The 13,123-nt window shown below is 66.7% G+C and carries 16 protein-coding genes; 6 read left to right on the top strand and 10 right to left on the bottom strand.

The features are described 5' to 3' along the window. Positions 1-46: 46 nt before the first annotated feature. The 5 genes from CQ045_RS02630 to CQ045_RS02610 form a co-directional block, all read right to left on the bottom strand. Complete coding sequence (locus tag CQ045_RS02630; protein WP_017204525.1) at positions 47-373, bottom strand: DUF2469 family protein; 327 nt, start codon at positions 371-373, stop codon at positions 47-49. Positions 374-445: 72 nt separating this feature from the next. Continuing rightward, complete coding sequence (locus CQ045_RS02625) at positions 446-1,105, bottom strand: ribonuclease HII (protein WP_105721116.1); 660 nt, start codon at positions 1,103-1,105, stop codon at positions 446-448. After that, entirely contained in the window at positions 1,102-1,827 is a 726-nt protein-coding gene (gene lepB / locus CQ045_RS02620) for a signal peptidase I (RefSeq protein ID WP_105721115.1), read from the bottom strand. The genes CQ045_RS02625 and lepB overlap by 4 nt, the downstream gene beginning before the upstream one ends. A gap of 117 nt (positions 1,828-1,944) precedes the next feature. Continuing rightward, positions 1,945-2,292: a 50S ribosomal protein L19 gene (gene rplS / locus CQ045_RS02615; protein WP_017830722.1), complete on the bottom strand. Its 348-nt coding sequence runs from the start codon at positions 2,290-2,292 to the stop codon at positions 1,945-1,947. Between the two features lie 169 nt (positions 2,293-2,461). After that, positions 2,462-2,950: an MFS transporter permease gene (locus tag CQ045_RS02610; protein ID WP_105721114.1), complete on the bottom strand. Its 489-nt coding sequence runs from the start codon at positions 2,948-2,950 to the stop codon at positions 2,462-2,464. Between the two features lie 110 nt (positions 2,951-3,060). Here CQ045_RS02610 and map point away from each other — a divergent pair, with 110 nt between their 5' ends. Next, on the top strand, positions 3,061-3,843 hold the full coding sequence (gene map, locus CQ045_RS02605) for a type I methionyl aminopeptidase (protein WP_105721113.1): 783 nt from the start codon (positions 3,061-3,063) through the stop codon (positions 3,841-3,843). Between the two features lie 69 nt (positions 3,844-3,912). Beyond that, positions 3,913-4,506 (top strand): histidine phosphatase family protein, encoded by a 594-nt coding sequence (locus tag CQ045_RS02600; RefSeq protein ID WP_258130929.1) that lies wholly within the window; start codon positions 3,913-3,915, stop codon positions 4,504-4,506. 33 nt (positions 4,507-4,539) lie between these two features. Here CQ045_RS02600 and trmD read toward each other — a convergent pair whose 3' ends face one another. From trmD to rpsP, 4 genes are read right to left on the bottom strand one after another with little or no spacing between them, the layout of a single operon-like run. Then, positions 4,540-5,259: a tRNA (guanosine(37)-N1)-methyltransferase TrmD gene (gene trmD, locus CQ045_RS02595; protein ID WP_105721112.1), complete on the bottom strand. Its 720-nt coding sequence runs from the start codon at positions 5,257-5,259 to the stop codon at positions 4,540-4,542. A 19-nt stretch (positions 5,260-5,278) separates the two neighbouring features. After that, positions 5,279-5,896 carry a ribosome maturation factor RimM gene (gene rimM / locus CQ045_RS02590; protein ID WP_105721111.1) on the bottom strand — a complete coding sequence of 206 codons (618 nt, stop codon included), beginning with the start codon at positions 5,894-5,896 and terminating at the stop codon, positions 5,279-5,281. Next, the gene (locus tag CQ045_RS02585; RefSeq protein ID WP_017830729.1) at positions 5,880-6,110 is read right to left on the bottom strand and encodes an RNA-binding protein; all 231 of its coding nucleotides are present in this window, start codon (positions 6,108-6,110) and stop codon (positions 5,880-5,882) included. Before CQ045_RS02585 ends, rimM begins: the two co-directional genes overlap by 17 nt. Before the next feature lie 6 nt (positions 6,111-6,116). Next, positions 6,117-6,551, bottom strand: coding sequence for a 30S ribosomal protein S16 (gene rpsP, locus CQ045_RS02580; RefSeq protein WP_105721110.1), 435 nt, complete (start codon positions 6,549-6,551; stop codon positions 6,117-6,119). A gap of 210 nt (positions 6,552-6,761) precedes the next feature. Between rpsP and CQ045_RS02575 the strand changes: the two genes are divergently transcribed. Then, complete coding sequence (locus CQ045_RS02575) at positions 6,762-7,913, top strand: glutamate--cysteine ligase (RefSeq protein ID WP_105721351.1); 1,152 nt, start codon at positions 6,762-6,764, stop codon at positions 7,911-7,913. Between the two features lie 20 nt (positions 7,914-7,933). Here CQ045_RS02575 and CQ045_RS02570 read toward each other — a convergent pair whose 3' ends face one another. Beyond that, complete coding sequence (locus CQ045_RS02570) at positions 7,934-8,905, bottom strand: sugar-binding transcriptional regulator (protein WP_105721109.1); 972 nt, start codon at positions 8,903-8,905, stop codon at positions 7,934-7,936. A gap of 103 nt (positions 8,906-9,008) precedes the next feature. Here CQ045_RS02570 and CQ045_RS02565 point away from each other — a divergent pair, with 103 nt between their 5' ends. The 3 genes from CQ045_RS02565 (at position 9,009) to glpK (ending at position 13,119) form a co-directional block, all read left to right on the top strand. Then, positions 9,009-10,718 (top strand): glycerol-3-phosphate dehydrogenase/oxidase, encoded by a 1,710-nt coding sequence (locus CQ045_RS02565; RefSeq protein WP_105721108.1) that lies wholly within the window; start codon positions 9,009-9,011, stop codon positions 10,716-10,718. 90 nt (positions 10,719-10,808) lie between these two features. Next, on the top strand, positions 10,809-11,564 hold the full coding sequence (locus tag CQ045_RS02560; RefSeq protein WP_105721107.1) for an MIP/aquaporin family protein: 756 nt from the start codon (positions 10,809-10,811) through the stop codon (positions 11,562-11,564). A gap of 40 nt (positions 11,565-11,604) precedes the next feature. Beyond that, the gene (gene glpK / locus CQ045_RS02555; protein ID WP_105721106.1) at positions 11,605-13,119 is read left to right on the top strand and encodes a glycerol kinase GlpK; all 1,515 of its coding nucleotides are present in this window, start codon (positions 11,605-11,607) and stop codon (positions 13,117-13,119) included. The last annotated feature ends 4 nt before the right edge of the window (positions 13,120-13,123 follow it).

Here is a 13,123-nt window from a genome sequence, read left to right as displayed (position 1 = left end):
CGAGCGCGTGGAGAACCACACCGAACCCATCAACGGGACGCGATCGTCATTCGCCGTCGAGCGACAGCTCCTGCGGCAGTTCGAACTCGCGGCGCTGGAGTTCCTCGACGTTGACGTCCTTGAACGTGAGCACGCGCACCGCCTTCACGAAGCGGTCAGCGCGGTAGATGTCCCACACCCACACATCACTCATGGAGATCTCGAAGTAGAAGTCGTGTTCGGTGTCCCGACGGACGACGTTGACCTCGTTCGCCAGGTAGAACCGGCGCTCGGTCTCGACGACGTACTGGAACTGCGAGACCACATCCCGGTACTCGCGGAACAGAGCCAGCTCGAGCTCGCGGTCGTAGTCGTCGAAGGCTTCCTCATCCATGATGAGTCCATCCTAGAGTCGCGCGCGCCGGGGTGCGGCATCCCCGTCCCCCGAACGCATCGGCCCAAGCGGTCAGAAGAGTGTGGGGACGTCTGCGATGGCCCAGGACGATCGATGGAACGGGGACAGCCCGAAGGTCCGGATGGCATCACGATGCTCGAGGCTGGCATAGCCCTTGTTGCGGTTCCACTGATACGCCGGGTGAGTGCCGTGAAGTTCGGCCATGTGGCCATCCCTCGCCACCTTCGCGATCACGGATGCGGCGGAGACCGATGCGCAATCCCGGTCCGCCTTGATCACCGGGCGCACCCGCAGCGGCTCCGGATGCACGTTCGACACGTAGTCGTGATTGCCGTCGAGGATGATGAGTGCCTCGCCGACGGCGATCCCCTGATCGGCGATGGCCTGCACGGCGCGGGACGCAGCGAGTCCGAGCGCGCGCATGATGCCGATCTGGTCTACCTCCGCCGCACTGGCCCAGCCGACTGCTGAGGCCTGTACCCACGCCGCCGCGCGCGCAGCCACCTCGGGCCGACGTCTCTCGGTCACGAGCTTGGAGTCGCGGAGTCCTTCGGGCACGCGACGACGAGCTCCGGCGGCATCCATCATGGCGGCGCCCACGGCGACCGGGCCGGCGAGAGCCCCGCGACCGACCTCGTCCAAGGAGATGATCAGCTCGCACTCGCCGAGGAGCCGGCGCTCCAGGGTCAGCTTCGGCGTGATGACGGTCATTCCGCCGCCGGCACGCCGTTGAAGAGCTCGTGATGACCGTCGATGGCGCCCATGCGATCCAGCGGCCAGGTCGTGAGGAACGCCTTGCCCACGATGTTCTCCATCGGCACGAAACCGCCGCTGGGAAGTTCCTGATGTGCGCGGGAGTCGCGCGAGCGGTCGCGGTTATCGCCGAGCAACCAGACCGATCCCTCGGGGACCACGACGTCGAACGGTTCGTTCGACGCGGCGGTATCCCCTTCCGGCAGATTGAGGTAACTGAGCTCGTCGATGGGGGCCCCGTTGATCGTGATCTGCCCGAGCGCGTTGCAGCACACCACATGGTCACCAGGGAGGCCGATCACGCGCTTGACGAGGTGATCCTGGGAGTCCGTCGCCGAGATGCCGACGAAGTTCAGGACCCAGTCGACCGCCTCCACCAGCGGGGGCCGTGCCGGGGTCTGCGGCTGACCCTCGAGCCATCCGCCCGGATCCTTGAAGACGACGACGTCGCCGCGCTCGTAATCGGTCCAACGGGGCGTGAGCTCATCCACCAGGATGCGGTCGTCGACGATCAGGGTGCGTTCCATGGAGGCCGACGGGATGTAGAAGGAACGCACGACGAAGCTCTTCACCACGAAGGAGACCAGCGCTGCGATCACGACGATCACCAGAACGTCGCGAAGGAAGACCAGGAACCCGCGGCGACGTCTGGACGTGGGCACGGACGGAGAGTCAGTCATCAGGTTCCTTCGCGATCATGCACCGTCGTGCGGCGACGGTATCAAGGTTCGCACACCGGGGAGAGAACAAAGCACCCCGGGACATCGTGTCCCGGGGTGCTGTGGAGTTGCTGCGACTCAGCGGTCGCGCTTCTCCTTGATCTTCGCCTTCTTGCCACGGAGCTGGCGGAGGTAGTAGAGCTTCGCGCGACGCACGTCACCGCGGGTGACGACCTCGATGTGGTCGATCACCGGGGAGTGCACCGGGAAGGTGCGCTCGACGCCCACCTGGAAGCTGATCTTGCGGACGGTGAAGGTCTCGCGAACACTGTCACCCTGACGACCGATGACGACGCCCTGGAAGACCTGGATACGAGAGCGGCTGCCCTCGGTGATGTTGACGTGCACCTTGACGGTGTCACCGGGGAAGAAGTCCGGAATGTCCGAACGGAGGGAAGCCGCGTCCACGGCGTCGAGGATCTGCATGATCGTCTCTCTCTGCACTCGCCACAGGTCGGATGCATGATTTTGGAAGGAACAAGAACGGAGTGTGTCGTACGGCGCTGATGCGTCCGCGGGCTCCCCTGAGGCAGAGCCGGTCACGGCACAAAGAACCATTCTGCCATGGATGCCGTGCCCCGCCAAAACGGCGACGTCAGTCGCGGATGTCGGTCTCCCGCACGACGATCACTTCATGAGCACGCGTGGGCGGCACCTGTCCGTCGACCGTCGGGATCGTCGACCATGCGATGGTCTCCCGCAGCCGCGCGCCGCTGCCCTTTGCCTCATTCCACAACTGCCACAGCTGGAGCCAGACGAGACCGATGCCGGCGAGGATCGCTCCGGTCAGCAGCCACGGGAACGCCCCGTCGATGAAGCACCCGACGGCGATCGTGAGTCCGTGCCAGAGGGTGAATCCTCCGACGTCCCACCAGGAGACCGCCCGCTCGATGCGCACCGACGGGCGGGAGCGGGTGAGGAGCGTGAGCAGGAGCTGGCCGACGAAGACGGAGGGCATCGCGATCAGCAGCACCCAGAGGATCGACCAGCCGCCCTGGAAGACACCCCAGCCGATCAGCAGCCACAGCGGCAGCACGAAGGCCGCCGGGAGAAGCCAGCGGAAGAAGGCCTGTCGCAACCACATGGTCAGATCGTACGACGCCCCTCACCCCCGACGCCCGGTGTTCGCTGAGAGCGCGCGGAAGAACCGGGCCCGCTCGATCAGCGACAATGGGAGGGACGAGAGGAAACCCGATGATCGAACTGCGCACCCCCGCCGAGATCGAAGAGATGCGCGCCGCCGGACGCTTCGTCGCGGAGACCCTGGCGACGCTGCGCGACGAGACGAAGGTCGGGACCAATCTGCTCTCGATCGACCGCCGCGCACACGACATGATCCGCAGAGCCGGAGCCGAGTCCTGCTACATCGACTACCACCCCTCCTTCGGTGCGAGCCCCTTCGGAAAGGTGATCTGCACGTCGGTCAACGACGCCGTCCTGCATGGGCTGCCACACGACTACACATTGCGCGACGGCGACCTCGTCACGCTCGACTTCGCGGTCTCCGTCGACGGCTGGGTCGCCGACTCCGCGGTCTCGTTCGTCGTCGGCACGGCGCGCGAGGAAGACCTTCGACTCATCGACACGACCGAGCGCGCCCTGGTCGCCGCGATCGAGACCTCCACGGTGGGCAACCGGATCGGCGACATCTCCGCTGCCGTCGCCGCCGTCGCGCACGGCGAGGGCTACTCGATCAACACCGACTTCGGCGGACACGGAGTCGGCCGCACCATGCACGGCGACCCCCACGTCGCGAACGACGGCCGTGCCGGGCGCGGCTTCCCGCTGCGCGCGGGCCTGGTTCTCGCTCTCGAACCCTGGTTCCTCGCGACGACCGACGAACTGGTCACCGATCCGGACGGCTGGACGCTTCGCAGTGCTGACGGCTCGCGCGGCGCGCATTCCGAGCACACCATCGCGATCACGGACGACGGCCCGATCATCCTCACGGACCGGTCCTTCCTCGGCGTGGACTGAAAGCGACCGCCGAGAGCGCCGCCGATCCAACACGCGACGGCACCGTTCCGGCTATGCCATCCTGAGTCCATGATCCCGCAGGACCGCCATGTGCCAGAGCGACTGTTCCTGGCTCGGCATGGGCAGACGTCCTGGAACGTCGAACATCGCCTGCAGGGACAGCTCGACTCCCCCCTCACCGACGAAGGCATCGTCCAAGCTCATGCGATCGCCCGGCGGCTCGCCGACGCAGGAGTCCTCACCGTCTGCTCCAGCCCACTCGGCAGAGCGCTGCAGACCGCGGTCATCATCGCGGATCGTCTCGGAGCGGATGTGATCGAAGTCCCGGAACTCGCAGAGCTCGACCATGGTGAGCTCGCGGGGATGACCTGGGACGAGATCGACGAGACGCACCCGACGGCCAGAGAGGAGCGCGCCGCCAACCGCTACGGATGGGCGTTTCCCGGCGGCGAGAGCTATGCCCAGTCCAGGGCGCGCGCACGGAAGGCGCTCAGCAGCTGCGGGTGGGCGTCGACGGGCGTGCCGCTGCTCGTGAGCCACGAGATGATCGGGCGGATGCTGCGCGCAGAACTGCGCGGCCTGGACGCTTCGAGCGCACTCGGGTTGCGGCATCCGCCCGGAGTCGTCTTCGAGATCGACGGGACCTCTGAGCGGATGCTCTGACCCAGCGGCGGCGAAGGAGTCGTCCGGCTGGGGTCAGGATGCGGAGGATTGGTCCGTCGGCAGGAGATCGGGACGTCGGCGACGGGTTCGCTCGAGCTGTTGCTCGCGGCGCCACGCGTCGATCGCAGCGTGGTTGCCGCTCAGGAGGACGTCGGGTACTGAATGGTCGCGCCAGGATGCGGGCTTCGTGTAGGAGGGGTACTCGAGGAGCCCGTCCTCGTGGGATTCCTCGACGAGGCTCTCCGGGTTGCCGACGACGCCGGGAATGAGTCGGCCGATGGCCTCGACCATCGCCATGGTGGCGACCTCTCCCCCGTTGAGGACGTAGTCGCCGAGGCTGATCAGGCGTACCTCGCCGAGGTCGGCGGCGTAGTCGAACACCCGCTCGTCGATACCCTCGTATCGTCCGCAGCCGAAGACGAGATGCTCCCGCGTGGCCAACTCGCGAGCGGTCTTCTGCGTGAAGACCTCTCCGGCCGGAGACGGGAAGATGATGGTCGGGCGTTCGGCGGCAGGAGTCTCCGAAGGCCGCGCGATCTCATCGAGCGCGAGCCCCCACGGCTCGGGTTTCATGACCATGCCCGCCCCGCCGCCGTACGGCGTGTCATCCACCGTGCGATGACGGTCGGACGTCCAGTCCCGCAGGTCCCGCACGCGGAGGTCGAGGATGCCGGCATCCCGCGCCTTCCCGAGCAGGGACAGCGTCAGACCGTCGAAGTAGGACGGGAAGATGGAGAGGACGTCGATGCGCACGGAGGAACCGTATCAGCGCTCACTCAGGCGCGTCGTCGTCCGAGCCCGACTGCGGCTCGGTGTCCGTGGCGTCCGGAAGCTCCTCGAAGAGTCCGGGAGGGGGCGTCACGATCAGGCGACCCGCCGCGACGTCGACCGTCGGAACGATGGCCGCGACGAACGGGACCATGATCTCGCGGTCGCCCGCCTTGACGATGAGGAGGTCCTGGGCCGGGAAGTGCTCGATGCGGGCGACACGGCCGATGACCGCGTCGTCACGCACGACATCGAGGCCGACGAGCTGGTGGTCGAACCATGCGTCGTCCTCGACCTCGTCAGCATCGTGGTCGATCCAGAGAATCGCCTTGACGAGACCCTCAGCGGCATCGCGGTCCTCGACGTCGTCGAAGAAGACGACAGGGTTGCCGTTCATCACGCGGTACTCGCGAACGGTGATGTCCTTGCCGTGCCATGGAGATGCCTCAGGCACCTGCAACGTGAACGCGGCCCCGGGGACGAATCGTCCCGCCGGGTTGTCGGTGTAGAGCTCGAGCTTGAGCCCGCCCTTGAGGCCGTGCGCCTTGACGAGACGTCCGACGCGCAGCTGATTCTTGCCCTGGTTGCGGTCCTTCGACACCACGTCAGTCGTCCGCGACATCGACGCGGACCCGACGCCCGTCAGCAAGGGCGCTGACGAGAGTGCGAAGGGCCTTCGCAGTGCGGCCGCCGCGCCCGATCACGCGTCCACGGTCATCGGGGTGCACGCGCACCTCGAGGAGGTCGCCTCGCGGCGAGGTGGATTCGTTGATGCGGACATCTTCCGGGTGATCGACGATCCCCTTGACGATGTGTTCGAGCGCGGCGGCGAGCACGGCGGATTACTCTGCGGCGGCGGCGGGGGCCTCAGCGGCCTCCGCGTCGGCGGCGGCGGGAGCCTCCTCAGCAGGAGTCTCCGCCTTCTTCTCGACCTTGGGCTTGACGACGGACTTCTTGGAACCGTCGATCTCGAAGGGAGCCTTGGGCTCCTTCACCTTGAGCGTGGACTTCGCGTCAGCGTCGCCCTTGAACTTGCCCCAGTCGCCCGTGATCTTGAGGATGGCGGCGACCTGCTCGGTCGGCTGAGCGCCGACGGACAGCCAGTACTGCGCACGCTCGGAGTTGACCTCGATGAACGAAGGCTCCTCGGTGGGGTGGTACTTGCCGATCTCCTCGATCACGCGACCATCGCGCTTGGTCTTCGAGTCGGCGACGACGATGCGGTAGTACGGCGCACGGATCTTGCCCAGGCGCTTGAGACGAATCTTGACAGCCACGATTCTCCTGAATTGTGTGGAAGGAAACGAACCGGTCGCCTGGAGAGTGGGGTGCACACCCGGCGGAAGCTCAAATGAGTGTGGACACCTGCTGGATAGAGGGTCGAGCAGGTCGTCCGACCCTCTATTCTGCCAGATGCACGCGCCAGGCGCGAAACGTGGTGAAACGACGGTTGCCGTGTCGCGCCGCCCGCGTGCCAGACTGTGCGGGTGAAGCTCGAGTTCGCCTCTTCCGCCCGCTCCACCGTCGGCCTCGAATGGGAGATCATGCTCGCGGACCCCGTGAGCGGTGACCTCGTCGGCCGCGCCCCGGAACTGCTCGCCGCGCTCGAGGACGAGAGTGCCGATGAACGCCACACGGTCACGGGCGAGCTGCTGACCAACACGATCGAGGTCACGAGCGGAGTCGGCGACTCGGTCGCGCACGCCGTGGACGACATCGCCAACGCCATCACCGCGGTCCGCTCGGCGACCGACCCTGCCGGTATCGAGCTGCTGTCGGCCGGAAGCCACCCGTTCGCCCAGTGGTACGACCAGCAGGTGACCGACAAGTCCCGCTATCACACGCTGATAGAGCGCACGCAGTGGTGGGGACGCAACATGATGATCTGGGGCATCCACGTCCACATCGGCGTCGAGGACCACCGCAAGGTCTTCCCGATCATCAACGCTCTCTCCGGGTTCCTCCCCCATCTGCAGTCGCTCGCCGCCTCGAGCCCCTACTGGGCGGGAGAGCGCACCGGCTACGCCTCCAACCGCGCACTCGTGTTCCAGCAGCTTCCGACCGCCGGACTCCCCTGGCCTCTGCACGACTGGTCTCAGTACGAGTCGTACCTCGACGACATGGTGCGCACCGGCGTGATGGCCGATGCGACGGAGGTGCGCTGGGACATCAGACCCGCGCCGCGCTGGGGAACCATCGAGGTGCGCGCCTGCGACGGGCTGTCGACCCTGCCGGAACTGGCCTCGGTCGCGGCACTCGTGCAAGTCCTGGTCGAGGACTTCTCGCGACAACTCGACGAGGGCAGAACTCTTCCGGAGCTTCCCGCCTGGTTCCATCGCGAGAACAAGTGGCGCGCGGCACGCTACGGGCTGGAGGCCCGTGTGATCGTCGACGCCGCCGGCACCCAGCGTCCGGTCCGAGAGCACCTGGCGGAAACGCTCGAAGCCCTCACGCCGGTCGCCGTCGAGCTCGGATGCGGTCGAGAGTTCGGTGGCATCGCCACGATCCTGGAGGGCGGCGCGAGCTATGCGCGTCAGCTCGCGGTCGCCGACGCCGCGGGCGGCGACCTCACCGCAGTGGTGCATCACCTGATCCGCGAGTTCCGATCCGGACCGGAGTCATCCACCGAGGAGCCCTAGCATTCGAAGGCCGGGCTCTCTCAGTCCTCGATGAGGCGTCGGGCCAGGCCCTCGTCCAGGACGACGTCGGTGATGAGTCCCGCCGCCAGAGCCGCCCGAAGGCTGACCAGCTTGGGGATGCCGGACACGACGCACACCCGTCGCGGAACGCGTCGGAGACGGTCGAGTCCCGGTCCTGTCGCCCTCGCATTCACGCGGATGTCCCGCCAGGAGCCGTCCGAACGGAAGAAGACCGTCGCGACGTCGCCGATCGCGTGGTCTTCCCGAAGGCTGCGGTAGTCGTCCCGTCCGAGGTACCCGCCGACGTACACGCGACTGGGCACTTCGGCGGCAGGAGATCCCAGGCTGAAGACCGCGACGTCCATCTTCGCCTGGAGGTCGAGCACGCGCCGCGTGCTGCGCTCTCGCCACATCGCCTCGCGCGTCGCGGGGTCGTCGAAGAAGGCCGGAACGGGGAACTGCTGAACCTGCGCGCCGAACGCGCTGCCGAACCGCTGCAGGATGTCGCTGGAGTACTCGACTCCGGTCGTCTGGGTGTTCCCCGCGCCGTTGAGCTGCACGAAGGTCGTGTTGTGCGTCTCCTTCTGCGTGAGTCCACGACTGACCGCGCTGATGGTCGAACCCCACGCCACTCCGATGACCATGTTCGAGTCGACGAACTGCGACAGCAAGCGCCCTGCGGTGAGCGCCACCCTCTCCAGCCGCTCCACCTCGCTGAGGATCTCGGGCATCGGGACCACATGTGCCGCCACGCGGTGGCGATCGCGGATGCGCTGCTCGAGCATTCCGAGTCGTTCCAGGGGCGAGTTGATGCGGATGTCGACCAGACCGCTTTCCCTCGCGAAGCTCAGAAGGCGCGAGACGGATGAGCGGGAGGTCCCGAGCTCATGCGCGATGACTTCCATCGTCTTGTCCTGCATGTAGTAGAGCTGCGCAGCCGTGAGCGCGGCGATCAGCTTGCTGTCGCGCGATTCCGCACTTGTCCCGGCCATGACGACCTCCTCCTCCTCGATCCTTGCACATATGTGCAGTGGGCTTGCGCGGGATGCCACACAGGTCGATGCTGGTTGGCAAGTAAGGAAGAGAGGGTCGACGATGATCGATTCCACACACTCGTCAGCGGAGCGCGCAGAGGTTCGTGCCGTCCGTGAATCCGGACGCACGAGCGTCCTCGTCATCGGCGGCGGGATCAACGGGATCTCCACGTTCCGCGACCTGGCACTCCAGGGAGTCGATGTGCTGCTCGTCGAGCGAGGAGACTTCGCCTCCGGCGCATCCTCCGCATCGAGCCACATGATCCACGGCGGCATCCGCTACCTGGAGAACGGCGAGTTCCGTCTTGTGCGCGAGTCCGTCGAGGAGCGCAACGGGCTCCTCAAGATCGCCCCGCACTTCGTCAAGCCGCTGCAGACGACGATCCCGATCTATTCGACGTTCTCGGGCATCCTCTCCGCTCCACTGCGGTTCCTGACGCACAAGAGCGGCAAGCCGCAGGAGCGCGGCGCGTTCCTCATCAAGGTCGGCCTGACGATCTACGACACGTTCTCCCGTGACGGCGGTTCGGTTCCGCGGCACCGTTTCCTCGGCCGCAAGAAGTCTCTCGCCGAGCTGCCCTCGCTCGACCCGAAGATCAAGTACACCGCGACCTACTACGACGCCTCGATGCACGACCCCGAGCGTCTCGCTCTCGACGTGCTCCAGGACGGGCGCGTCGCACACCCGGGCGCCCAGGCGCTCAACTACGTCGAGGCCATCGGTCGTGACGGCGATCAGGTGCTGCTCCGCGACCGTGAGAGCGGAACGGAGTTCGCGGTGCGCGCCGACGTGGTCGTGAACGCCTCCGGTCCCTGGACCGATCTGACCAACGACGCGCTGGGCACGGACAGTCGCTTCATGGGCGGCACCAAGGGCTCGCATATCGTCCTCGACCACCCTGAACTGCTCGAGGCGACGCAGGGTCGCGAGATCTTCTTCGAGCACTCCGACGGCCGCATCGTGCTGATCTACCCGCTCAAGGGCCGCGTCCTGGTCGGCACCACCGACATCGACGCAGACCCGCGCGAGGTGCCGGTGTGCACCGAGGAGGAGGTCGACTACTTCTTCGAGTTGATCCACCACGTGTTCCCGACCATTCCCGTGACACGCGACCAGATCGTCTACAAGTTCTCGGGCATCCGGCCGCTGCCGCGGCACGAGGACACGGCGCCGGGGTTCGTGTCCCGCGACTACCGCATCGAGGTCGACGACGAGGGCACCGTCCCCCTCGTGAGCCTCGTCGGCGGCAAGTGGACCACGTTCCGCGCACTCGGGGAATCGCTCTCGGACATCGTCCTCGGGCTTATCGACCGCACCCGCACCGTTTCGACTGCAGGGCGCGCGATCGGCGGTGGCCGCGACTTCCCCCGTACCGAGAAGGCGAAGCGCATCTGGATCCAGGAGAATCTGCCCGGCGCAGGAGCGCGAGCGCAGCGTCTCCTCACCCGCTACGGCACCAGGGCCGCCCAGGTCTGGGAATACGTCGAGCAGGGAGCGGATGCTCCTCTCGCCGGCGGCGACCTCTCGACCCGCGAGCTCGAGTGGATGGTGCAGAACGAGATGGTGGCTCGTCTCGAAGACGTCGTCCTCCGTCGCACCAGCATCGCCTTCACCGGCGGCGCTGACGCCGAGGTGCTCGATGAGATCGCGGATGCCCTGGCGCCGCTGCTCGGCTGGGACCGCTCGCGGCACGAGGCGGAGCTCGAGCAGACCCGTCTGCTGCTGAACGAACGACACGGACTCGACATCCCGTCCCGCGCCCGCGGCTGACAGGACGAGGACTGCCGCCCTCCTCGCGGTGCAACCCCATAGAGTGTCGGGGCAGAGGGGCTCCGACACACAAGAAAGGTCAAAGAAGACATGGCTGATGTGAATCTCGGTCTCTATTTCCTCTCCGAGTTGGTCGGCACAGCGATGCTGGTGCTGCTCGGATGTGGTGTCGTCGCGAACGTCGCCCTGGCGAAGAACAAGGGCTTCGGCGGCGGCTTCCTGATGGTCAACTGGGGATGGGGCCTCGCGGTCTTCGCCGGTGTGCTCGTCTCCGCGTACTCCGGTGCGATCCTCAACCCCGCCGTCGGCATCGGCCTCCTGGTCGCCGGCAAGATCAGCTTCGTGATGTTCCTGACGGCCACCGCCGCGGAACTGGTCGGAGCCGTCCTCGGAGCGATCGTCGTGTGGCTCGCCTACAAGCAGCACTTCGACGAGGAGCCGGAGGCCGCCAACAAGCTCGGCGTCTTCTCGACCGGCCCCGCCATCCGCTCTTACGGCTGGAACCTCGTCACCGAGATCATCGGCACCTTCGTCCTCGTGTTCGTCATCTTCGCGTTCGCGGACTACGGCGACATCGAGGTCGGCACGCCCGGAGGCCTCGGCCCGCTCACCGCCCTGCCGGTGGCACTCCTCGTGGTCGCGATCGGCGCCTCCCTCGGTGGTCCGACCGGCTACGCGATCAACCCCGCCCGCGACCTCGGTCCGCGCATCGCCCACGCGATCCTCCCGATCAAGGGCAAGGGGGCCAGCGACTGGTCCTACTCGTGGGTCCCCGTCGTCGGTCCGCTCATCGGCGGTGTGATCGCCGCACTCGCAGCCCCCGTGCTGCTCGGCCTCGTCGGCTGACGCAAGACCCATCCGCACTGACATTCAAAGGAGAGCACAAGTGGCTGACTACATCATCGCGATCGACCAGGGAACGACCTCGAGTCGCGCGATCATCTTCGACAAGAAGGGAAGCATCGTCGCGACAGGTCAGAAGGAGCACGAGCAGATCCTTCCGAAGGCCGGCTGGGTCGAGCACGATGCGGCCGAGATCTGGCGCAACGTCCAGGAGGTGATCGGACTCGCACTCGGCCGCGCCGACCTCACCCGTCACGACATCGCTGCCGTCGGCATCACCAACCAGCGAGAGACCGCGGTCGTCTGGGACAGGAAGACCGGAAAGCCGGTGTACAACGCGATCGTGTGGCAGGACACCCGCACGCAGGACATCGTCGACCGCCTGGCGGCCGACGGCGGCGTCGAGCGGTTCAAGCCGGTCGTGGGCCTCCCGCTGGCGACCTACTTCTCGGGCACGAAGATCGCGTGGATCCTGGAGAACGTCGACGGTGCCCGGGAGAAGGCGGAAGCCGGGGACCTGATGTTCGGCACCACCGACAGCTGGGTGCTCTGGAACCTGACGGGCGGCGCCGACGGCGGTGTGCACGTGACGGACGTCACCAACGCCTCCCGCACGATGTTCATGGATCTCGAGACGCTCGAGTGGCGCGACGACATCCTCGAGGCCTTCGGAGTGCCGAAGTCGATGATGCCGGAGATCCGCTCCTCGTCCGAGGTCTACGGCACCGCGGAGAGCTCCTCGCTGCTGCGCGAGACGCCCATCGCCGGCATCCTGGGCGACCAGCAGGCCGCGACCTTCGGCCAGGCCGCATTCCAGACCGGCGAGAGCAAGAACACCTACGGCACGGGCTGCTTCCTCATCTTCAACACGGGCGAGGAGATCGTCCATTCGAAGAACGGGCTGCTGACGACCGTCGGCTACAAGCTCGGCGATGGGCCCACGCACTACGCGCTGGAAGGATCGATCGCCGTCACCGGATCGCTCATCCAGTGGCTGCGGGACCAGCTCGGCATCATCTCCTCCGCCCCCGAGGTCGAGAAGCTGGCTGAGCAGGTCGAGGACAACGGCGGCGTGTACATCGTCCCCGCATTCTCGGGGCTGTTCGCACCGTACTGGCGCTCGGACGCCCGCGGAGCGATCGTGGGGCTCACCCGCTATGCGAACAAGAACCACATCGCGCGCGCCGCGCTGGAGGCAGTGGCCTTCCAGACCCGCGACGTGCTCGATGCGGTCAACGCCGACGCCGGGGTGGACCTGACCGAGCTCAAGGTCGATGGCGGCATGGTCGCCAACGATGCGCTCATGCAGTTCCAGGCCGACGTCCTCGGGGTTCCGGTCGTACGTCCGGTCGTCGCGGAGACCACGGCGCTCGGCGCGGCATACGCTGCCGGTCTCGCTGTCGGATTCTGGAACGGTCTCGACGACCTGTCCGCCAACTGGCAGGAGGACAAGCGCTGGGAGCCGTCCATGGAAGGAGACGAGCGCGACCGTCAGCTGCGTCTGTGGCGCAAGGCCGTCACGAAGTCGATGGACTGGGTCGACGAAGACGTGAAGTGATCTG

This window comes from Microbacterium sp. MYb66 (genome assembly GCF_002979435.1).
Lineage (GTDB): Bacteria > Actinomycetota > Actinomycetes > Actinomycetales > Microbacteriaceae > Microbacterium.
This window is presented reverse-complemented; position numbering and strand designations above follow the sequence as displayed.